Source organism: Streptomyces sp. NPDC030991 (genome assembly GCF_055571235.1).
Map to the genome: position 1 here is coordinate 770,835 of NZ_JBVIFR010000001.1, position 21,396 is coordinate 792,230.

Genomic DNA, 21,396 nt, shown 5'->3' on the forward strand with positions numbered 1-21,396 from the left:
TGCGTCATGACATGGCTGATCACCGGCGGAGCCGGATACATCGGGGCACACGTGGCACGGGCGATGGCGGGCGCCGGGGAGCGCGTCGTCGTCCTCGACAACGTGACGTCGGGGGTGCCCGACCGACTGCCCGCGGAGATCCCGCTGGTACGCGGCTCGGCCCTGGACACCGATCTGGTGCGGCGGGTCTGCGCCGAGCACGAGGTGAGCGGGGTCGTGCACCTCGCCGCGCACAAGCAGGTCGGCGAATCGGTCGAGAAGCCCGAGCTGTACTACCGGGACAACGTGGGCGGGCTCGCCGCGCTGCTCGGCACGGTCGCGGCGGCGGGCGTGCGCCGCTTCGTCTTCTCGTCGTCCGCGGCGGTCTACGGCAACCCGGACATCCCCGTCACCGACCTCATCACGGAGTCGACGCCGTGTGCTCCCGTGAACCCGTACGGCGAGACGAAGCTGGCGGGCGAGTGGCTGGTGCGGGCGGCCGGGCACGCGCACGGCATGGCGACGGTGTGTCTGCGCTACTTCAACGTGGCGGGCGCCGCCGAGCCGCACCTCGCGGACATCGGCGTCTACAACGTGATCCCGATGGTCTTCGACCGGCTCACCCGCGGCGAGGCCCCGCGGATCTTCGGGGACGACTATCCGACGCCGGACGGCACGTGCGTGCGCGACTACATCCACGTCGCCGATCTCGCCGAGGCGCATCTGGCGGCCGCCCGCAGGCTGGCGCAGCCCGAGGCGAGCGGTGATCTGACCCTCAACATCGGCACGGGCCGGGGCGTCTCGGTGCGCGAGCTCATCGACATGATCGCGGACGTCTCGGGGGATCCGACGCCCGCGCTCGTCGAGCCGCGCCGGCCGGGCGACGCGCCCCGCGCGGTGGGCTCCTCCGCGCTGGCCGAGAAGGAGCTGGGCTGGACGGCGACGCGCGGGGTTCGAGACATGGTCGAGTCCGCCTGGGCAGGCTGGTGCCTGCGACACCCCGGGGCAGCCGCCGGTTGATCTTGTCACCGCTCTGACCTGCGGACATGCCCGCACCCTCGCGTGCGGCGTTTCCGCAGGTCAGGACAGATGACAACGGTGTTCACTGCCGTGTTTGCGGATACCCCCCACCCGTAGTTCACTGTGTGATCCCGCTCCGGACCACGGCGGCGCGGCCAACCGAGACGGAGGGCGGTTCCCATGGGGGCCGGACACGACCACGGGCACAGCCACGGGCCGACGACCGGCACGGCGGCCGCCGCCCACCGGGGCCGGCTGCGCATCGCGCTGTCGATCACGCTGACCGTGATGGTGGTGGAGATCGTCGGCGGCATCGCGGCCGACTCGCTCGCCCTCATCGCGGACGCCGCCCACATGGCCACGGACGCACTCGGCCTGGCGATGGCCCTGCTCGCGATCCACTTCGCCAACCGCCCGGCCAGCGACCAGCGCACCTTCGGCTACGCGCGGGCCGAGATCCTCGCCGCCCTCGCCAACTGCCTGCTCCTGCTCGGCGTCGGCGGCTACGTCCTGTACGAGGCGATCCAGCGCTTCATGGAACCGGCGGCGACGGCGGGCGGCCTGACCATCGTCTACGGCCTCATCGGCCTGGTGGCGAACATGATCTCGCTCTCCCTCCTCGTCAAGGGGCAGCAGGAGTCCCTGAACGTGCGCGGCGCCTTCCTGGAGGTGGCGGCGGACGCGCTCGGCTCGCTGGCGGTGCTGATCTCGGCCGTCGTCATCCTGACCACGGGCTGGCAGGCCGCCGACCCCATCGCCTCGCTGGTCATCGGGCTGATGATCGTCCCGCGTACGGTGAAGCTGCTGCGCGAGACCCTGGAGGTGCTGCTCGAATCGGCCCCCAAGGGCGTCGACATGGGCCAGGTGCGGTCCCATCTGCTGGCCCTGCCGGGCGTCGAGGACGTCCACGATCTGCACGCGTGGACGATTACCTCCGGCATGCCGGTGCTCTCCGCGCACGTGGTCGTCACCCCGGACGTGCTCGGCGCGATCGGCAACGAGAAGATGCTGCACGAACTGCAGGGCTGCCTCGGCGACCACTTCGACGTCGAGCACTGCACGTTCCAGCTGGAGCCCCTCGGCCACGCCGAGCACGAGGCGAAACTCTGCCACTGACCCCTGTCCCTGACCTCGTACCCCCTGACCGCCGTCACCGACCGTGCTAGCGTGGCCAGAGATCTTTGAGGAGGTGGGTTGATGACTGTCGTCGCGGCGAGTGCTGCCATGCGCAGCGACAGGAGCATCCCCACCCTCCGGGCCTCCGTCTGAGCGAGGCCCCCTCACTCGAAGGTTTCTCACGTTGACCGACGACACCAACGTCGTACGCGATTGCTTCTTCGCCCTGCACCACGGACTGCCCCGGCAGGGCCCCGGCTCCGACGCCACGACGCGGCGCCTCCTCTCCTGGGCGGGCGAGCTGCCCGCCCGGCCCCGCATCCTCGACCTGGGCTGCGGCCCCGGCCGCTCCGCACTGCTGCTCGCCGCAGAGACCGGCGGCACGGTGACGGCCGTGGATCTGCATGAGCCGTTCCTCGACGAGCTGCGGGCGGCGGCGCGGACGCGCGGGCTCACCGACCGCGTCCACGCCGTCATGGCGGACATGGGCGAACTCCCTTACGCGGACGGCTCGTTCGACCTGATCTGGGCCGAGAGCTCGGCGTACGCCATCGGCTTCGACACCGCGCTCGCGCGATGGAAGCGGCTGCTCGCGCCCGGCGGCGCGCTCGCGCTCACCGAGTGCGAGTGGACGACGGACACCCCCTCCCCCGAGGCCCGCGCCTTCTGGGAGGAGCACTACAAGCTGCGGACGACCGAGGGGAACCTACGGGCGTGCGCGGCCGCCGGGTACACCGTGCTCGGCGTCCACCGGCAGCCCGAGTCCGACTGGGACGAGTACTATGGGCCGCTGGCCGAGCGGGCCGACGCCGCCGATCCGGAACGTCCCGGTATGGCGGAGGCGCTCGCCGGTACGCGCGCGGAGCTGGCCATGCGGCGCGAGCACCGCGCCGAGTACGGATACACCGGTTACGTGCTGCGGCCCGTGACCGGCTGACCGGCCCGGACCTGCGCATGTCCCGCCCGGCTTCGCGGCCGGGCGGGACATTCGGGACGTGGTGAGGTCGGGGAGTGCCCTTCGCGTACGGCAGACTGGTGATGAGGACCGAAGCGAAGGATGGGTATGCCGATCACACCTGCCACCGCGGCGAACAGCTCGTCGAACGGCACTGGAGAAGCAATCTTGCTGGAACTCGTCGACGAGGACGGCAGGACGATCGGCACAGCGGAGAAGCTCGCCGCCCATCAGCCGCCCGGTCAGTTGCACAGAGCGTTCTCCGTGTTCCTCTTCGACGAACAGGGGCGGCTGCTGCTCCAGCAGCGGGCGCTCGGCAAGTACCACTCCCCCGGCGTGTGGTCGAACACCTGCTGCGGGCACCCGTACCCGGGCGAGGCCCCGTTCGCGGCGGCCGCCCGGCGCACCTTCGAGGAGCTGGGCGTCTCGCCGTCGCTGATGGCGCAGGCGGGCACCGTGCGCTACAACCACCCGGACCCCGAGTCGGGCCTGGTGGAGCAGGAGTTCAACCACCTGTTCGTCGGACTGGTGCAGGCGCCGCCGGCCGCCGACCCGGAGGAGGTCGGGGCGACGGCGTTCGTGACAGCCGCCGAGCTGGCCCAGCGGCACGCCCAGGACCCGTTCTCCGCGTGGTTCATGACCGTGCTCGACGCGGCGCGTCCGGCCGTCCGGGAGCTGACGGGGCCCGCCGCGGGCTGGTAGCCGTCGGGGCCCGCCGCGGGCTGGTAGCCGTCGGGCGGCGCCGGGTCCGGGGTCAGGCTTTGAGGGGCAGGGCGGCCCAGATCACCTTGCCCCCGCTCGCGGTGTGTGCGACCTCGCAGGCGCCGCCCGCCTCCGCGGTGATCTCCCGTACGAGCAGCAGTCCGCGGCCGCCGGTCTGCCCGCTGGTCGCTTCGAGCGCCGTGGGGCGGTAGGGGTGGTCGTCCTCCACGGAGACCCGCACCCACTCCGCGCCGACGGCCACCTCCACGGCGAGCATGGGCGAGAGCAGGGCGGCGTGCTTCACCGCGTTGGTGACGAGTTCGGAGACGATCACGAGCAGCCCGTGGACCAGTTCGTCCCCGGCGGGTACGCCTTGCCGGGCGAGCAGTTCGCGTACGGCCCGGCGGGCCTGCGGCACGGAGGCGTCGACCGCCGGCGCCGTGAACCGCCAGACTCCCTCGTACGGGAGCGGCCCGCCGCCCGGGTGTCCGTCCGCCGCGTACCCGGGGGGCGCTCCCCCGCTGCTCTGAGGTAGTGCGCGGGCTCCCAGCCCGTCGTCACCCATCGCCCGGTCCCCGCCCTTGCGCTCGATTGTCACCACCCTTCGAGTGTTGGTAACGCCCCGGTCCCGGCCGGATAAGTGACCAGAAGTCAGCGACTATCGGCGACATTTGATCGTCGGCGCCTGCCCAGGTCGGCCATGTGACTGATCTTGTTCGAGTTGTTCCTCTTCAGGAGCGCTTCAGCGGGTGGTTCGAGGCTTCCACCGGCTGATCGTCCGTTCGAGCCCGCCGGATAGCATCCGGCGCATGGCTCCCTCGCCCTCGCAACAGCTCACGCACACCGTCACCGACGGGGTCGCCACCGTGGTCATCGACCATCCGGCCAAGCGCAACGCCATGACCGACCCCATGTGGGCCGCCCTGCCACCGCTGCTCGCCCGGCTCGCCGCGGATCCGGCGGTGCGGGTCCTGGTGCTGACCGGGGCCGGTGACACCTTCTGCGCGGGGGCTGACATCTCCACGCTCGCCTCGGGCGCGGGCGCGGCGCAGCGGCTGGCCGTCGCGGCGGAGGAGGCGCTCGCCGCCTTCCCGAAGCCGACGCTGGCCGTGGTGCGCGGCTTCTGTGTGGGCGGCGGCTGTCAGCTGGCGGCCGCCTGCGATCTGCGGTTCGCCGCCGAGAGCGCGCTGTTCGGCGTGACCCCGGCGAAGCTCGGGATCGTCTACCCGGCGTCGTCGACGCGGCGCCTCGCCGCGCTGGTCGGCCCGGCGACCGCCAAGTACCTGTTGTACTCGGGCGAGTTGATCGGGACGGAGCGGGCGCTGCGCACCGGTCTGCTGGACGAGGTGCTGGACGAGCCAGACCTGGACAAGCGGGTCGCGGAGTTCACCCGGGTGCTCGCCGCCCGCTCGCAGCTGACGCAGGCCGCGGCGAAGGAGTTCGTGTCGGGGCGCACCGACCGGGACGCGCACTGGGCCGAGCAGGCGCGCGGCAGCGGCGACACCGCGGAGGGGGTCGCCGCTTTCCTGGAACGCCGGGCGCCGCGCTTCGACTGGACCGTCAGGCCCGGTCCGCGCTGAGCCGGTCGGCGCGGAAGCGCGCCACGAGGTGGGCGGGAGCCTTCTGCGGTGAGCCCGCGTCGTAGGGCGGCTGCGGGTCGTACTCGGTCATCAGCTGGATCGCCTGCGCCGTCTCGTCCCCGGCGATCCGGCCCACGAGGGTGAGCCCCATGTCGATGCCGGCCGAGACACCGGCCGCGGTGACGTACTTGCCGTCGAAGACCACGCGCCGCTCGGTCGACCGCGCGCCGAGCCTCTCCAGTTCCTCCAGCGCGAGCCAGTGCGAGGTGGCCTCGCGGCCCTCGATCAGCCCTGCCGCGGCGAGCGCCAGGGAGCCGGTGCACACGGACGTCGTCCAGGTGGTGTGGGCGTCTGCGGCGCGCAGCCAGTCGTGCAGTGCCTCGTTCTCCGTCTGGTCGCTCTGCTCGGGGCCACCCGGCACGACGACGATGTCGGGGCGCGTCACCTCGGCGAAGCCCTTGTCGGCGACGAGCGCGAGCCGCCCGGTGTCGTCGCGCACCGGTCCGGGCCGCTCGGCGACGATGACCACGTCGGCGCCGGGCATGGAGCCGAGGGTCTGGAAGGGGCCGATGGCGTCGAGGGCGGTGAACCGCTCGTAGAGGGCTATGGCGATCTGCATGGGGTGCCTTTCCGTGCGGGTGGCGGAGGACCGGCCGGGTCGGGTCGGAGCGGTGAGATCGGGTCGGTCAGGTCAGGTCAGGTCAGGTCAGGTCAGGGAGGGTGCGTGGAACCGGCGGCGGTACTCGGCCGGCGGCGTGCCCAGGGTCTTGAGGAAGGCGCGGCGCATCGCCTCCGGGGTGCCGTAGCCGCTGGCGCGGGAGATCTCCTCGACGCCGTCGGTGGTGTCCTCCAGGAGGCGGCGGGCATGCTCGACGCGGACGCGTTCCACGTATCTGCCGGGCGTGAGGCCCGTCTCCGCCTGGAAGGCACGGGCGAAGTGGCGCGGCGAGAGGCGGGCGCGGGCCGCCATCGCCTCCACGGACAGGTCGTCCTCGGGGTGCTCGGTGATCCACTGCTGGAGTTCGCGCAGCGGTTCGCGGCGGGCCGTCTGGGCGGCCAGCTGCGCGCTGAACTGCGCCTGATTGCCCGGCCGTCGCAGAAAGACGACCAGGTGGCGGGCGATCGTCAGCGCCGTGTCCCTGCCGTGGTCCTCCTCGACGAGAGCGAGGGCGAGATCGATGCCCGCGGTGACACCGGCGGACGTCGCCACATTTCCGTCGCGTACGTAGATGGGGTCCGGGTCGACGTCGACCGTGGGGTGGTCGCGGGCGAGGAGGTCGCAGTACGCCCAGTGGGTGGTGGCCCTGCGGCCGTCCAGGAGGCCCGCCCGCGCGAGGAGCAGCGCTCCCGTGCACACCGAGACGATCCGCCGGGCGCCCGGCGCGTTCACCCGCAGCCAGTCGGTCAGCCGCGGATCGGGACGGCGCGTGCCGTCCCCGCCGGGGACCAGCACCGTGTGCGGGACGGGCGCGCCGGCCAGGTCCTGGTCGGGGACCAGTGTCAGACCGCTGGAGGTACGCACCGCGGCGCCGTCGAGCGAGGCCGTGCTGACGCGGTACCCGGCGGAGGCGGAGCCGGTGGCGAGCGCGGCGCCGGCGAAGACCTCGACGGGGCCGGTGACGTCCAGGCTCTGGACGCCGTCGTAGAGGAGTACGAGAACGGTGCGGGGCGGCATGCTCTTCATTCTTCGGGCGCCGAGCGCATGGCCGCAATGACGAATACCCCTCCTTTACTGCCTTCGCCCGTTCCCCCGCCTGCCATCGCGTACCGACCGGTCAGTAACGTACGGGCATGAGCCCTGACCCGCGGCTGCGCGCCGCCCGCCGCTGTCACCACGTCATCAACCCGTTCCACTCGACGCACTACTTCTCGCCCGACCTGGCCAAGGAGCTGGCCGCGGTCGGTGTGGAGGACCGCAGTGCGGCCTATTTCGCGGCGCGGTCCGCGGCCATGGGCGCGGTCGGCGCCGGAACGGTGACCTCGACCTTCTACAACTTCAAGTACGACCTCGTGGCGCGGCACGTGCCCGCGGTCTGGCAGATCGCCTCGCCCGAGACGGTGCTCGCCGCACGCGCGCGTGCCGTCGACTCGACGCTGCGCCGGCTGCTCGGCGACGAGGCGCTCGCCTCCAAGGAGATGGCCGAGGCCGCCGAACTCGCCCTGCGCGCCACCGAAGCGTGCACACGGCACGCCCGCCCCCTGTACGCGGCCCACGCGGACCTGCCCGTCCCGGAGGCCCCGCACCTCGCGTACTGGCACGCGGCCACGCTGCTGCGCGAGCACCGCGGCGACGGACACCTCGCCGCGCTGCTCGCCGCCGAGCTCGACCCGGTGGAGGCCCTCGTCAGCCATGTCGCGACCGGCAAGGGCATGGCCCCGAAGTGGCTGCTCGCCACGCGTGGCTGGACCCGGGACGAGTTCGACCAGGCCGCCGGGCGGCTGCGCGCGCGGGGACTGCTCACCGGGGACGAGGAGCTGACGCTCACCGAGCAGGGCGCGGAGCTGCGCGCGGCCCTGGAGGAGCGCACGGACCTCCTCGACCGGGCGCCCTACGAGCACCTCGGTGACGCGGGCGTGGCCCGGCTGACCGAGCTGGCCACGGGGTTCGTCGCAGCGGCGGCCGGCAACGGGGCATTCCCCGACGACCTCATCGGCAAGGCCGCCTGAGACACCGCCGGGTTCGCCCTGATCCCCCGCTGTCGGTGCTACCTGCCACAATTGCCGCGCAACCTCATTCGACATAGGCGGTACGGGATCGTGGCGACACCCACTGTTGGGTCCATCGAAGGCAGGATCGCCGAGGAACTCGGCGTACGGGAGCGGCAGGTGAAGGCCGCCGTGGAGCTGCTGGACGGCGGCTCGACGGTGCCCTTCATCGCCCGCTACCGCAAGGAGGCGACGGAGTCCCTCGACGACGCCCAGCTGCGCACCCTGGAGGAGCGGCTGCGGTATCTGCGCGAGCTGGAGGACCGGCGCGCATCGGTCCTCGACTCGGTGCGCGAGCAGGGCAAGCTGACCGCGGAGCTGGAGGCGAGCATCCGCGCCGCCGACACCAAGGCGCGCCTGGAGGACATCTACCTGCCGTTCAAGCCGAAGCGGCGGACGAAGGCGCAGATCGCGCGCGAGGCGGGCCTTCAGCCGCTGGCGGACGGCCTGTTCGGCGACCCCTCGGTGGATCCGCTGACCGCCGCGGCCGCGTTCGTGGACGCCGACAAGGGCGTCGCCGATCCGCAGGCGGCTCTCGACGGGGCCCGCGCGATCCTCACCGAGCGGTTCTCCGAGGACGCCGACCTCATCGGTGAGCTGCGTGAGCGCATGTGGGTGCGCGGGCGGCTCGTCGCGAAGGTGAAGTCCGGCAAGGAGGAGGCGGGCGCCAAGTTCGCCGACTACTTCGACTTCGCGCAGCCCTTCAAGGAGCTGCCCTCGCACCGCGTCCTGGCGATGCTGCGCGGCGAGAAGGAGGACGTGCTGGAGCTCGTCCTGGAGCCCGAGGAGCCCGGCGGCGACGGCGGCCCCTCCTCCTACGAGCCGATCGTCGCCGACCGGTTCTCCATCCGGAACCAGGGGCGCCCGGGCGACAAGTGGCTCGCGGACACGGTCCGCTGGGCCTGGCGCACGCGCATCCTGGTGCATCTCGGCATCGACCTGCGGCTGCGGCTTCGCACGGCCGCGGAGGACGAGGCGGTCAGGGTCTTCGCGGCGAACCTGCGGGACCTGCTGCTCGCCGCCCCCGCGGGCACGCGCGCGACGCTGGGCCTCGACCCCGGTTTCCGTACGGGCGTGAAGGTCGCGGTCGTCGACGCGACGGGCAAGGTCGTGGCGACCGACGTCATCCACCCGCACGTCCCGGCCAACCGCTGGGACGAGGCGATCGCCAGGCTGGCGCGCCTCGCCAAGGAGCACGCGGTCGACCTGATCGCCATCGGCAACGGCACGGCTTCCCGCGAGACCGACAAGCTCGCCGGTGAACTCATCGACAAGCACCCGGAGTTGAAGCTCACCAAGGTGATGGTCTCCGAGGCGGGCGCCTCGGTGTACTCGGCGTCCGCGTTCGCCTCGCAGGAGCTGCCGGACATGGACGTGTCGCTGCGCGGCGCCGTCTCCATCGCCCGACGGCTTCAGGACCCGCTCGCCGAACTGGTCAAGATCGACCCGAAGTCGATCGGAGTCGGTCAGTACCAGCACGATCTGAGCGAGGTGAAGCTCTCCCGCTCCCTGGACGCGGTGGTCGAGGACTGTGTGAACGGCGTGGGTGTGGACGTGAACACCGCGTCGGCCCCGCTGCTCGCCCGGGTCTCCGGCATCGGCGCCGGACTCGCGGAGAACATCGTGTCGCACCGCGACACCCACGGCCCGTTCGGCAACCGCAAGGGCCTCAAGGACGTGGCCCGGCTCGGCCCGAAAGCGTACGAGCAGTGCGCGGGCTTCCTGCGGATCCGCGGCGGCGACGACCCGCTGGACGCGTCCGCCGTGCACCCGGAGGCGTACCCGCTGGTGCGCAGGATGGCGAAGTCGACGGGCGGCGGGGTCGGTTCGCTGATCGGCGACACGGGGACGCTGCGTTCGCTGAAGCCGGCCGACTACGTGGACACGACGTTCGGTCTGCCGACCGTGACGGACATCCTGAAGGAGCTGGAGAAGCCGGGGCGCGACCCGCGGCCCGCTTTCAAGACGGCCGCCTTCAAGGAGGGCGTCGAGAAGATCGGCGACCTGGAGCCGGGGATGATCCTGGAGGGCGTCGTGACCAACGTCGCGGCCTTCGGGGCGTTCATCGACATCGGCGTGCACCAGGACGGGCTCGCGCACGTGTCGGCCCTCTCCCGTACGTTCGTGAAGGACCCGCGCGACGTCGTGAAGCCCGGCGACATCGTGAAGGTCAAGGTGGTCGAGGTCGACGTACCGCGCAAGCGGATCTCCCTGACCCTGCGCCTGGACGACGAGAAGGGCAGCGCCTCCGGTGGCGAGCGCGGCGGGCGTCAGCGTCCGCCGCAGCAGAAGTCCCGGCAGAACCGCGGGGGTGCGAGCGGCACCGGTGCCGGCTCCGACGCCGCGGGGAAGGGCAAGGGGCGCTCCGCTCCGGCGCCCGCCAACTCCGCGATGCTGGACGCGCTGCGAAAGGCCGGACTGGCGTAGCCGCTCCGGCCCGGGAGCGCCCCCGCGGGGGGCGCCCCCCGCGGGGGCGCTCCCGGTCAGGCCTCCGTGACCTTCCCGTCGGCGACCTCCAGGCGCCGGTCCGTCCGTACCGCGTCCAGCATCCTGCGGTCGTGCGTGACCAGCAGCAGCGTGCCGTCGTACGAGTCCAGGGCCGACTCCAGTTGTTCGATGGCGGGCAGGTCGAGGTGGTTGGTCGGCTCGTCCAGGACGAGCAGGTTGACGCCCCTGCCCTGGAGGAGGGCGAGTGCGGCGCGGGTGCGTTCGCCGGGCGAGAGGGTCGCCGCCGGGCGCAGGACGTGCTCGGCCTTCAGGCCGAACTTGGCGAGCAGCGTGCGGACCTCGGCCGGCTCGGTCTCGGGGACCGCCGCGCAGAACGCGTCGAGCAGGGCCTCCGGTCCGTGGAAGAGGGCGCGGGCCTGGTCGACCTCGCCGACCACCACGCCGGAGCCGAGCGTCGCGTGGCCCGAGTCGAGCGGGAGCCGGCCGAGCAGGGCGCCGAGCAGGGTCGACTTTCCCGAGCCGTTCACGCCGGTGATCGCGATGCGGTCCGCCCAGTCGACCTGGAGCGTCACCGGGCCGAACCCGAAGTCCCCGCGCCGCAGCTCCGCGTCCCTGAGCGAGGCGACGACCGAGCCGGAGCGGGGCGCCGCCGCGATCTCCATGCGCAGCTCCCACTCCTTGCGGGGCTCCTCGACGGTGTCGAGCCGCTCGATCATGCGCTGCGTCTGGCGGGCCTTGGCGGCCTGCTTCTCGCTGGACTCGCTGCGGAACTTGCGGCCGATCTTGTCGTTGTCGGTCGCCTTGCGCCGGGCGTTCTTGACGCCCTTGTCCATCCAGGACCGCTGCATCTGGGCTCGTCCTTCGAGGGCCGAGCGCTTGTCGGCGTACTCCTCGAACTCCTCGCGCGCGTGCCGCCGGGCGACGTCGCGCTCCTCCAGGTAGGCGTCGTAGCCACCGCCGTAGAGGTTGATCTGCTGCTGGGCCAAGTCGAGTTCGAGCACCTTGGTCACCGTGCGGGCGAGGAACTCGCGGTCGTGGCTGACGACGACGGTGCCCGCGCGGAGCCCACGGACGAACGTCTCCAGGCGCTCCAGGCCCGCCAGGTCCAGGTCGTTGGTCGGCTCGTCCAGGAGGAAGACGTCGTAACGGGACAGGAGCAGGGAGGCCAGACCCGCGCGGGCGGCCTGGCCGCCGGAGAGCGACGTCATCAGCTGGTCGAGACCCACCAGCAGGCCGAGCTGCCCGGCGACCTCCTCGGCGCGTTCGTCGAGGTCGGCGCCGCCGAGGTCGAGCCAGCGCTCCAGGCTCGTCGCGTACGCGTCGTCGGCGCCCGGGGCTCCGTCGACGAGTCCCTGCGTGGCCTCGTCCATGACGCGCTGGGCCTCGTCGACGCCGGTGCGGCGGGCGAGGAACTGCCGGACGGTCTCGCCGGTCCTGCGCTCCGGTTCCTGCGGGAGGTGGCCGACGGTCGCGGTCGGCGGGGAGAGGCGCAGTTCGCCCTCCTCCGGGGTGGCGAGTCCGGCGAGGAGCCGCAGGAGGGTGGATTTGCCGGCTCCGTTGGCGCCGACGAGTCCGATCACGTCGCCCGGGGCGACGACGAGGTCGAGCCCGGCGAACAGGGCACGGTCCCCGTGTCCGGCGGCGAGGTTCTTGGCTACGAGGGTGGCAGTCATCAGGGGTTCGATCCTAATCGGGGCGCCGGGCGGCCTCGCACACGCCGCCGCCCCGGGCCCTCAGCGTGCCGGCGGCGCCACCAGCACGCTCCCGGTGGTGCGTGCCACGAGGTAGCACTCCCCCTTGGTCGCCGCCGCGGCGAGGGGGATCCGGTGCAGCCCGGCGCCGAGGACGTCGTCGAAGACCGTGTGGGTATGGGTGCGGTACAGGCGGTCGAGTCGGTACGAGGTGAGCTGCACCCGGCACGTGGAGGTCGTTTCCAGCTCCGCCTCCCCGTCGGCGGCGACGAGCCGGGTGAGGCGGCGCTGCTCCAGCGGGCCGCGGTCGAGCGCGGCCTCGATCTGGGCGACGAGCAGCGGGACGATCGGCGCGAGCCCGTCGACGTAGGCCGGGTCGGCGCCCGCCTGCTCGAACTGGCGCCGCACGGCGTCCCGGCGGTGCTCGTCGACGGCGCGCCCGAAGGCGACGGCCCCGTACGTGCGCAGCTCCTCGGCGAAGACGCCGGAAGCGTCCTGGGTGATGTCGGCGCCGATACCGATGGCGCGCAGGGCCGCGGCGAGCTTCGCGAGGAGGGCGACGCGGGCGCCGATGAGCAGAACCCGGCGCCGGTGGGGCCCTGCCTCGGCGGTGAGCAGCCGGCCGAGGGCCGTGCGGTACGCGGCGCCCCGGAAGCGGAAGGGGCCTATGCCGTGGTAGCCGTTGAGCTCCAGGTCGGCGTGGTCGTCGGTCTGCCAGGCGAAGTCGCGCCACACGTAGTCGTCGCCGCCGTCACCGGCCCGTTCGATCACGGCGGTGACCGCGCCGCACTCCAGTCCCTCGCACTCGGGGCAGCCGTAGATGACGTAACGGCCGTCGGCGAGGGGCGCCTCGGCCTCCAGGAGCAGGCTCTTGACGTGGCCGGTGAAGATGGCGGGCGGGATGTCGGCGGCCAGGGGGGAGACGGCGTCGAGGTCGGAGAGCTGGAACAGCAGGGGGCGGCCGTTCACGATGAAGTCCACGAAGTCCCGGTGGACCTGGACGTCACCGTTGGCGAGAACCCCACCGGCGCGCATGGCCGGTGCCAGCCCGAAGGTCGCGTACTCGGCAGACATGCCCCGAGTATTCCCACTTGGACCCTGATGTGAGCACGGCATCCCATATTCCGCCACGGGGCGCCTGCGGCTGCCGGCGCCGGGGCAGGTCCGCGGGCGGGGCGGCAGGCCGTGTCCGGCCGGAACGCCGCCACCGCTGAGCGGGTGGCGGCGTTCCGGTCGACCGGGGTGGTGCCGAGGTCGAGCAGCAGGAGGGGCGCGGCCGGTGGTGGATCATGGCGCGGCCGTACGGGCCTCAGTGCTTCTCGAGGGGGTCGCCCTCCGTCTCCAGGCTCTGGCCGGGGCCGATCGTGATCTCGAACTCGCCGCCGTACTTCTCGTGTCCGGCGACCACGGCCGCCTCGACGACCTCGATGCCCATGTCACCGCGGACGATCAGCGGGTCCTGGCGCAGGTCGCGCATGAGGGCCACGCACATGCCGATCATCACCAGGGTGAAGGGTGCCGCCACGAGGATCGTGAGGTTCTGCAGGCCCGTCAGCGCGTTGCCGGAGCCGTTGCCGATGAGCAGCATGACGGCCGCCACGGCGCCGGTCACGACGCCCCAGAAGATGACGACGAACCGGCCGGGTTCGAGCGCCCCCTTCTGCGACAGCGTGCCCATGACGATCGAAGCCGCGTCCGCGCCGGAGACGAAGAAGATGCCGACGAGAATCATGACCAGCAGGCTGGACGCCGTGGCGATCGGGAACTCGTGCAGGACGCCGAAGAGTTGGGCCTCCTGGGTGGAGGCGCCGGTGAGCTGCCCGTGCTCCTTCATCTTCATCGCCGTACCACCGAAGATCGCGAACCAGACCAGGCTGACGGTGGACGGGACGAGGATGACGCCGCCGACGAACTGGCGGATGGTGCGGCCGCGGCTGATGCGCGCGATGAACATGCCGACGAAGGGCGTCCAGGAGATCCACCACGCCCAGTAGAAGACCGTCCAGCTGCCGAGCCAGTCGGCGACGCCCTTGCCGCTGGAGGCCTCGGTACGGCCGATCAGCTGGGGCAGGTCGCCGAGGTAGGCGCCGAGGGAGGTGGGCAGGAGGTCGAGGACGATGATCGTGGGGCCCGCGACGAAGACGAAGACGACGAGGACGAGCGCGAGCACCATGTTGATGTTCGACAGCCACTGGATGCCCTTCTCCACCCCGGAGACGGCGGAGGCCACGAACGCCACGGTCAGGACGGCGATGATGGACACGAGCAGCCCGGTGCTCGCCTTGTCCATCCAGTTCAGGACCTCGAAGCCGGAGCCGATCTGGAGCGCGCCGAGGCCGAGCGAGGCCGCGGAGCCGAAGAGCGTGGCGAAGATCGCGATGATGTCGATGACCCGGCCCCACGCGCCGTGCGCGTGCTTCTCGCCGATGAGCGGCACGAAGACGCTCGAGATCGTCTGCCGCCTGCGGCGACGGAACGTGCTGTAGGCGATGGCGAGTCCGACGACCGCGTAGATCGCCCAGGGGTGCAGGGTCCAGTGGAACAGGGTGGTGGCCATGGCCGTTTCCATGGCTTCGGCCGGGTCGGACGGATCGGTGCCGGGCGGGGGCGTCGTGAAGTGCGCGAGGGGTTCGCTGACGCCGTAGAACATGAGGCCGATGCCCATGCCGGCGCTGAACATCATGGCGACCCAGGAGACGGTGCGGAACTCCGGCTCCTCGCCCTCCTTGCCGAGCGTGATCTTCCCGTAGCGGCTGATGGCCAGCCACAGCGCGAAGACCACGAAGCCGGTGGCGGCGAGCATGAAGGCCCAACCGCCGTTGTGGATGAGGCCGTTGAGCGCTTTGGTGGAGACGCTCTCCAGGTTGTCGGTGGCGACCGAGCCCCAGACCACGAAGGCCAGGGTGAGCACGGCGGTGACGCCGAACACGATCCGGTCGGTGGCGGGTCGGCCGCCTGTCACGCCCTCAGGGGGGAGGGACGCGTCGGTGGGTGGTTTCTGTGGGGTTGACACCCTTTAGGGCCTACCACATCCGACGCGTCCCACACCTGTTCAACAGCTGGTGTCGGGCGCCCCTTCCGTCAGGTGGTACGGCGCGCGGGCGTCGAGCAGCAGCGCCACCAGGGCCCGTTCGGACTGCCGCAGCGGCACGTAGGCTCCCCTGCCCGCTTTCCGGACGGTGATGCCGTGCAGCGACAACTCGTCCTTGAACTCGGCGTATTGCCCCGAGGTCAGGCGGTAGCCGCAGGGCGGGTCCTGGATGATCTCGGCGGGTTCGGCCGGGTCGTTGTCGGCGCCGCCGACGTAGACCGGCCCGGTGTCACGGAACCCGGCGACGCGGGCGGCGGTCGTCGCCGCCTCGACCCGGCCGAGCCTCTCCCCGGTGAAGCGGAACAGTCCGCCGAGGGCGGCGAGTTGGGAGTCGCGGCGGCGCCGGTTGTTCAGCGCCGGATCGGCCTCCTCGGCCGGGGTGCCGGGGTCGACGCGGCTCTCGATGAGCAGGCCGACCGCGTGCTTGACGCCGGAGACGTTGCGCAGGATGCGCTCCTGCCCGTCACCCGCGGTCTGCTTGACGGGCTCGCCGGTGACCGGGTCGGTCCAGATGCCGTACGTGCCCGTGGAGTGTCCGGCGGCGTTCGCGGCCGGGCGGACGTAGTCGAGGGAGAGCGTCTCGGCCTCGTCGTGGACCTCGGCAGCGGTGTTGAGGTTGCGCGGCCAGAGGTCGAAGAGGGCCTTGTCGTAGTACTGAGGGGTGGCCCCGTACTCGTGCAGGTCGTAGATGATGTCGGGCTGCCGGTCGCGGATGACGGCCGCCATGGCCCGCGCCTCGGCGGTCTTCAGGGCGATGTGGTCGCGGTTGATGTCGATGCCGTCGGAGTTGCCGCGGGTGTCGGCGGCGCGGCCGTCGGGGTTGGCGGTGGGCACCACGAGGAGCGTCGTGCGGGCCAGGAAACGCCGGGTGGCCGTGTCCTTGGCGTACGCGAGGTCGCGGATCCGGGTGAGACACGCCTCGCGGCCGGAGGGCTCGTCGCCGTGCTGGCTGCAGATCAGCAGCACGGTGTTGGCGGAGCGGGGCGCGCCGATACGGACCAGCTGCACCGGGCGGTCCTGCTTCGTCGTGCCGATGCGGGAGACGGAGACCTTGTCGGACGCCTTGTCGACGGCGGTGAGGAGTCGCTGTTCCTCGAGCTGACTGGTCCAGCGGGCGCCGTTGGTCTGCTCGAATCCGGTGCGCGGCCCGGTGGAGGTCGCCTGGGCCGGGGCCGTCGCGACGAGGGGCGTGGCGAGCGCCGCCGCGGCCGTGGCCAGGGCGAGGGTGCGGGTACGGGGGTTCATCGGTTGTCGCCTCCCGGGACGTGGCGGTCCTGGCGGAACGTGCTCACGCCGTCGGCCGCGCTCGCGTGGGGCGTGGCGCCGTGCGAGCCGGCGGTGGCGGCCGTGAAGGCACCGGCGCCGCCGACGACGGGGACGCGGGCCACGGTGCGGGACAGGTCGAGGGTGAGGGTCGGCTTGGTCGCCGGGGGGTCGATCAGGTCCTTGTCCGTCCCGGCGACGATCAGCGCGAGCCGGTGGCCCTTGGGCACGACGTGGTCGCTCGCGGCGAGCGAGAGCGTGACGGTGTAGGGCTTGCCGGGGGTGAGCGGGCGGCCCTTGTCCGGGTTCGCGTACGTGCCGAGGTCGGCCCAGCCGCGGCTGAAGACGGTCGAGTCGACGCCGGTGGTGTCGGCCTGGGTGTTCTTGTAGCAGGAGCTGTCCCCGGTGGTGCTGGGGCCGTAGCAGCTGCGCTCGGTGAGCGTCGTGATGCCTTCGCCGGCGCCCGCGTAGTCGCGGATGGTGGCGGGGCCGAGGTCGACCAGGACGGCGCTCAGGTGCGCGTTCGCCGTGGTCGGGGTCGCGGTGACCGTCACCTTCGACGAGCCGGACAGGCGCAGGTCCTTGCCGAGCGGGCGGCTGATGAATCCGGCCTTGCCGGGGGTCGACGTGTCGATCTGCGCGGCCCAGTCGGTCTCGCTCAGGGCCGGGTCGTCGGTGAAGGTCTCGGTGCCGCGGCCCGCCTTGAGGCCGAGGGTGCCGACGCCCGCGGCGCTGCCCTTGCCGGGCCGCAGCGCGGTCGTCGCCGCTGTACGGGCGGGCCAGACCTTGTCGGTGCTCCAGTGGTCGGGGGTGCGCTCGATGTCGGCCATCGGCTCGCGGTCGATGCCGTTGTCGTAGCCGAGGAGTTCGTGGTCGAACCAGCGGTGCAGGGTGTCGACCCAGGCGCCGCGGCGGTAGTCGAACGGGTCGACGTGTCCGGTCTGGGAGAGCCAGATCTTACGGTCGACGCCGTTCTCGGCGAGCGCGTCCCACCACTGGCCGAAGTGCTTGGCGCGGACGTTGAGGTCCTGCATGCCGTGGGCGACGAAGACGCTGGCCTTCACCTTGTGGGCGTCCTTGACGTAGTCGCGCTCCTCCCACAGGGAGGTCCAGTCACCGCTACGGGGCGCTTCGTCGACAAGTCGCTTCTGGACGGCGGCGCAGCGGGCGCGGGCCTCCGGGCTCTCGACGTAGTCGGACAGCCATTCGGGGCCCGAGTCGTAGAGCGGGGCGCCCTGCTGGAAGTAGTAGTCGTACCAGGAGGAGATCGCGCTGATCGGAACGATGGTCTCCAGGCCCTCGACGCCGGTCGCGGCGACGCCGTTGGCGATGGTGCCGTCGTAGCTCTTGCCGATCATGCCGGTGCGGCCGTTGGTCCAGGAGGCCTGGGCGCGCGCGGTGCCGGTGCGGCTCGCGTAGCCCTTGGCGCGGCCGTTCAGCCAGTCGACGACGGCCTTGGCGGACTGGACGTCGGAGCGGCCGCCGACGTCGACGCAGCCGTCGGAGCGGTTGGTGCCGGCGAGGTCGACGGCGACGAAGGCGTAGCCGCGGGGCACGAAGTAATTGTCGTAGTAGAGCGGCATCTGGACGACGTGGCCGGCCGCGTCGTACGTCTTCAGTTGGCTCTCGTTGCCGCGCCCGCAGCAGGAGTAGTACGGGCTGGCGTCCATGATCACGGGTATCTTGCGGCCCTGCGCGGCGGGTTCGCGCGGGCGGACGATGTCGACGGCGACCCGGTCGGTCTTTCCGTCGTCGTCGCCGTCGACCCGGGTGTCGACCCAGACGGACTCGCGGATCGCGTTCTCGTAGGAGTAGACGGGCTGCGACGCGCGGGAGGCGGGGGCGGCCGGGGCCGCCTGGGCGGCGCCGGGGACGAGAACGGCGAGCAGCGCGGCGGTGGCCGTGGCTGCGAACGTTCTCCAGAGGCGGTGGGTGCGTCTGGCAGGTATCGGCATGGCGCGGAAGGTACACGGGTCAACTCCCTCGCGACAGGGGGCCGTACGCGTCGGCGACAGGCGCATGGGACACAAAGGCACATGTCGGCCGAATGGCGATCGTGTGACAGCCCCGGCCATGGACATGACCGGGGCGGCGGGTGCTGAATAGGCTCGCGGACGAGATCACATCCCGGTCCGTCCCGACCACTTCGCGACTTGGAGCATTCGTGTACCGCAGACTCATCGCCCCCGGCGCGCTGGCGGCCTCCCTTCTGCTGGCGATCCCGGCGTCGGCCGCCGACTTCGAGCCTGGGGCCGCGGGCATCGGCGACCCCTACTACCCGACGTACGGGAACGGCGGCTACGACGTCTCCCACTACGACCTGCGTCTGAAGTACCAGCCGAAGACGGACCTGTTGGAGGGGACGGCGACGATCCTCGCCTCCTCCACCCAGGATCTGTCGCGGTTCGACCTCGACTTCGGGCTCACCGCGAGCGAGGTCCGGGTGAACGGCAAGAAGGCGAAGTTCACCAAGTCCGGTGTGCAGGAGCTGGAGGTGACGCCCGCGGCCGGGGTGCCCAAGGGCACCCCGTTCACGGTCGTCGTGAAGTACGCGGGCAAGCCGTCCGAGGTGAAGCTCTGGGGGTTCACGTCCTGGCAGCGCACCCCGGACGGCGGCGTCGCCGCCAACGAGCCGGAGGCGGCCGCTTGGTGGTTCCCGTCCAACGACCACCCGCGCGACAAGGCGACGTACGACGTGTCGGTCTCCGTGCCGGACGGTACGCAGGCGATCTCCAACGGGACGCTCCAGTCGCAGAGTTCGAAGCTGGGCTGGACCCGCTTCAACTGGCGTTCCAGCAAGCCGCAGGCCACGTACCTCGCGACGCTCGCGGTCGGCAAGTTCGACATCACAACGGACACGACCGCGGACGGCCTGCCGGTCGTCAACGCGTACAGCAAGGACCTCGGCGCGAACGAGGGCGCCGCCAAGGCGAGCGTGGAGCGTACGACCGAGGTCGCCGAGTGGCTGGAGACGGTCTTCGGGAAGTACCCGTTCGAGGCGCTCGGCGGGTACGTGCCGAACGTGCCGTCGTCGTTCGCCCTGGAGACGCAGACGCGGCCCTTCTACTCGCCGAAGCAGTTCGCGAACGGGTCGAACGTGTCCGTCGTCGTCCATGAGCTGGCGCACCAGTGGTACGGCGACAGCGTCTCCGTCGACGACTGGAAGGACATCTGGATCAACGAGGGCTTCGCCCGCTACAGCCAGTGGCTGTGGTCGGAGAAGGAGGGCGAGGGCACGGCTCAGGAGCTCGCGGACTACGTGTACGCGCAGCACCCGGCGGACGACGCCTTCTGGCAGGTCAAGCCGGGTGACCCGGGGGCGGAGAACCAGTTCGACGCGGCCGTGTACGACCGGGGCGCCGTGGCGATACAGGCGCTGCGCAACGCGGTCGGCGAGAAGAAGTTCTTCGCCATCCTGAAGGGCTGGCCGAAGGCCCACGCGTACGGCAACGCGAGCGTCTCCGACTTCGTGTCGTACGCGGAGAAGGTCTCCGGGAAGCCGCTCGCCTCGCTGTTCGACACGTGGCTGTACCAGCCGGTGAAGCCGGCCGCGCCTGCGCTGGGCGCGGCGTCGGCGCCGAAGCAGCCGAAGTCCTGGAAGAAGATCGCGGCTACCGATGGGGTGCACGCGGAGCACTGAGCGTGTGCGGTCCGGTGGGGGCCGGTCGCGTCTTCGCGCCGCGGGGTTCGGGGCCGGTGGGCGACCGTAGGTCCCAGGGGCGTCTCGCGCAGTTCCCCGCGCCCCTGAGGCATGCGGCTTCGCCGCAGCCCCCCGTCTGCGACGGCGCCGCTCAGGGCAGACGCGTCGCCGCCCTCGCCCGGCGGGCCGGCGGGAGGTACCTCAGGCGCTCCGGGAGGCGGGGGACCAGCCAGCGGACCAGCACCGTCACCCGCCGCAACCGCCGCTCCTGCCCCGGGGTCCACTCGAGGCCGATCGCCTCGCGGGCCTCGGGCGGGAGCAGGCCGATCGACAGGAACCGGAGCACCCGGGTGAGCGCGGGACGCAGCAGCGGCCACAGAAGACGCGGCACCCGGTGCCCGGGCGGCGGCGGGACGGCCCGGTCGGGGGCCGTCAACTCCGCGACCACGGCGTTCGGCCCGATCTCCCGCGCGAGCACCTTCTCGTAGTACGGCCAGAACTCCTCGACCGTCTGCGGCATGTCCCGGTCCTGGATGCCGAGTACGCGCCCGACCATCAGCCACTCCGCGTAGAACCGCTCGTCCTCGGCGGGGGTGAAGGGGCGGGCGAAGTAGCGGCGGGCGTAGCGGGCGACGGGGTAGCCCGTGGCGTGGACCCAGGCGTAGTACTCGGGCGTCAGCGCGTGGTAGCGGCGGCCGTGCGGGTCGGTGCCCTGTATGGCGCGGTGCAGGCGGCGCAGCCGGCGGCCCTCCTCGGCGGCCTCCTCGCCGCCGTAGACCCACAGAAGCACCGAGGTGAGCGAGCGCTGCCCGCGGCCCCAGGGGTCGGTACGGAACACCGAGTGGTCATCGACGCCGGCGCCGACCGCGGGGTGCGCGACCTGGAGCACGAACGCGGCCGGCAGCGCGAGCAGGGAGCGGATGTCGCCCGCGGTCTCCCAGAGGATCCCGCCGGGTGGGGGCGGGGCCGGATCCGGGTCGTGCTGCTTCATGAGCTTCCTGTGGGGGCGCGCGGGGCCGATGAGGTGCTTGTCCCATTATGCGCCGCGCGCTGTGTGCCGTGTCCCGACCCCGGCGTGGTGATCACGGCCGACGCCGGCGGTCGTGAGCTGCGCCTAGGGCGTGTTTCGAAAGTCCCGTCGTCCGCCCGAAGGGCGGGCCCCGCGGCGTCTGGTGCGTGCGATCGCAAGGCGCCGGGGCGCCCTC

The 21,396-nt window shown here is 72.0% G+C and carries 16 protein-coding genes and 1 pseudogene; 8 read left to right on the top strand and 9 right to left on the bottom strand.

Annotation, left to right across the window (positions count from 1 at the left end; genetic code table 11):
- Positions 1–6: 6 nt before the first annotated feature.
- The 4 genes and pseudogenes from galE (at position 7) to idi (ending at position 3,772) form a co-directional block, all read left to right on the top strand.
- Positions 7–999 (top strand): UDP-glucose 4-epimerase GalE, encoded by a 993-nt coding sequence (gene galE, locus ACZ45E_RS03625; protein WP_468215914.1) that lies wholly within the window; start codon positions 7–9, stop codon positions 997–999.
- 180 nt (positions 1,000–1,179) lie between these two features.
- Positions 1,180–2,115, top strand: coding sequence for a cation diffusion facilitator family transporter (locus ACZ45E_RS03630; protein WP_468215915.1), 936 nt, complete (start codon positions 1,180–1,182; stop codon positions 2,113–2,115).
- Between the two features lie 184 nt (positions 2,116–2,299).
- Positions 2,300–3,040: pseudogene (locus ACZ45E_RS03635) on the top strand (SAM-dependent methyltransferase); the annotation flags it as partial.
- A gap of 138 nt (positions 3,041–3,178) precedes the next feature.
- Positions 3,179–3,772 (top strand): isopentenyl-diphosphate Delta-isomerase, encoded by a 594-nt coding sequence (gene idi / locus ACZ45E_RS03640; protein WP_468215917.1) that lies wholly within the window; start codon positions 3,179–3,181, stop codon positions 3,770–3,772.
- Between the two features lie 52 nt (positions 3,773–3,824).
- Here idi and ACZ45E_RS03645 read toward each other — a convergent pair whose 3' ends face one another.
- Positions 3,825–4,373, bottom strand: a complete 549-nt coding sequence (locus ACZ45E_RS03645; RefSeq protein WP_468215919.1) for an ATP-binding protein — start codon at positions 4,371–4,373, stop codon at positions 3,825–3,827.
- Between the two features lie 208 nt (positions 4,374–4,581).
- Here ACZ45E_RS03645 and ACZ45E_RS03650 point away from each other — a divergent pair, with 208 nt between their 5' ends.
- Entirely contained in the window at positions 4,582–5,352 is a 771-nt protein-coding gene (locus ACZ45E_RS03650) for an enoyl-CoA hydratase/isomerase family protein (protein ID WP_468215921.1), read from the top strand.
- Here the strand turns inward: ACZ45E_RS03650 and ACZ45E_RS03655 are convergent.
- Positions 5,333–5,971: a DJ-1/PfpI family protein gene (locus tag ACZ45E_RS03655; RefSeq protein WP_468215923.1), complete on the bottom strand. Its 639-nt coding sequence runs from the start codon at positions 5,969–5,971 to the stop codon at positions 5,333–5,335. The two genes, ACZ45E_RS03650 and ACZ45E_RS03655, sit on opposite strands and share 20 nt — an antisense overlap.
- Positions 5,972–6,058: 87 nt before the next feature.
- A complete protein-coding gene (locus tag ACZ45E_RS03660) occupies positions 6,059–7,027 on the bottom strand; it encodes a GlxA family transcriptional regulator (protein ID WP_468215925.1) in 969 nt (322 codons plus the stop codon).
- Positions 7,028–7,143: 116 nt separating this feature from the next.
- Between ACZ45E_RS03660 and ACZ45E_RS03665 the strand changes: the two genes are divergently transcribed.
- Both ACZ45E_RS03665 and ACZ45E_RS03670 read left to right on the top strand, forming a co-directional pair.
- The gene (locus ACZ45E_RS03665; RefSeq protein ID WP_468215927.1) at positions 7,144–8,019 is read left to right on the top strand and encodes an SCO6745 family protein; all 876 of its coding nucleotides are present in this window, start codon (positions 7,144–7,146) and stop codon (positions 8,017–8,019) included.
- 90 nt (positions 8,020–8,109) lie between these two features.
- Positions 8,110–10,485 (top strand): Tex family protein, encoded by a 2,376-nt coding sequence (locus tag ACZ45E_RS03670; RefSeq protein WP_468215929.1) that lies wholly within the window; start codon positions 8,110–8,112, stop codon positions 10,483–10,485.
- A gap of 56 nt (positions 10,486–10,541) precedes the next feature.
- Here the strand turns inward: ACZ45E_RS03670 and ACZ45E_RS03675 are convergent, their stop codons facing one another.
- The 5 genes from ACZ45E_RS03675 to ACZ45E_RS03695 all read right to left on the bottom strand — a co-directional run bounded on the left by ACZ45E_RS03675 (position 10,542) and on the right by ACZ45E_RS03695 (position 18,506).
- On the bottom strand, positions 10,542–12,179 hold the full coding sequence (locus ACZ45E_RS03675; protein ID WP_468215931.1) for an ABC-F family ATP-binding cassette domain-containing protein: 1,638 nt from the start codon (positions 12,177–12,179) through the stop codon (positions 10,542–10,544).
- 60 nt (positions 12,180–12,239) lie between these two features.
- The gene (locus ACZ45E_RS03680; protein ID WP_468215934.1) at positions 12,240–13,271 is read right to left on the bottom strand and encodes an oxidoreductase; all 1,032 of its coding nucleotides are present in this window, start codon (positions 13,269–13,271) and stop codon (positions 12,240–12,242) included.
- A gap of 235 nt (positions 13,272–13,506) precedes the next feature.
- On the bottom strand, positions 13,507–15,159 hold the full coding sequence (locus ACZ45E_RS03685; protein WP_468215936.1) for a BCCT family transporter: 1,653 nt from the start codon (positions 15,157–15,159) through the stop codon (positions 13,507–13,509).
- Between the two features lie 90 nt (positions 15,160–15,249).
- The gene (locus tag ACZ45E_RS03690) at positions 15,250–16,533 is read right to left on the bottom strand and encodes a M14 family metallopeptidase (RefSeq protein WP_468215938.1); all 1,284 of its coding nucleotides are present in this window, start codon (positions 16,531–16,533) and stop codon (positions 15,250–15,252) included.
- Positions 16,530–18,506, bottom strand: coding sequence for a Xaa-Pro dipeptidyl-peptidase (locus ACZ45E_RS03695; RefSeq protein ID WP_468215941.1), 1,977 nt, complete (start codon positions 18,504–18,506; stop codon positions 16,530–16,532). The genes ACZ45E_RS03690 and ACZ45E_RS03695 overlap by 4 nt, the downstream gene beginning before the upstream one ends.
- Positions 18,507–18,715: 209 nt before the next feature.
- Here ACZ45E_RS03695 and ACZ45E_RS03700 point away from each other — a divergent pair, with 209 nt between their 5' ends.
- Positions 18,716–20,191: a M1 family metallopeptidase gene (locus ACZ45E_RS03700; RefSeq protein ID WP_468215943.1), complete on the top strand. Its 1,476-nt coding sequence runs from the start codon at positions 18,716–18,718 to the stop codon at positions 20,189–20,191.
- Between the two features lie 151 nt (positions 20,192–20,342).
- Here the strand turns inward: ACZ45E_RS03700 and ACZ45E_RS03705 are convergent, their stop codons facing one another.
- Positions 20,343–21,182: an oxygenase MpaB family protein gene (locus tag ACZ45E_RS03705; protein ID WP_468215945.1), complete on the bottom strand. Its 840-nt coding sequence runs from the start codon at positions 21,180–21,182 to the stop codon at positions 20,343–20,345.
- Between the last annotated feature and the right edge of the window lie 214 nt (positions 21,183–21,396).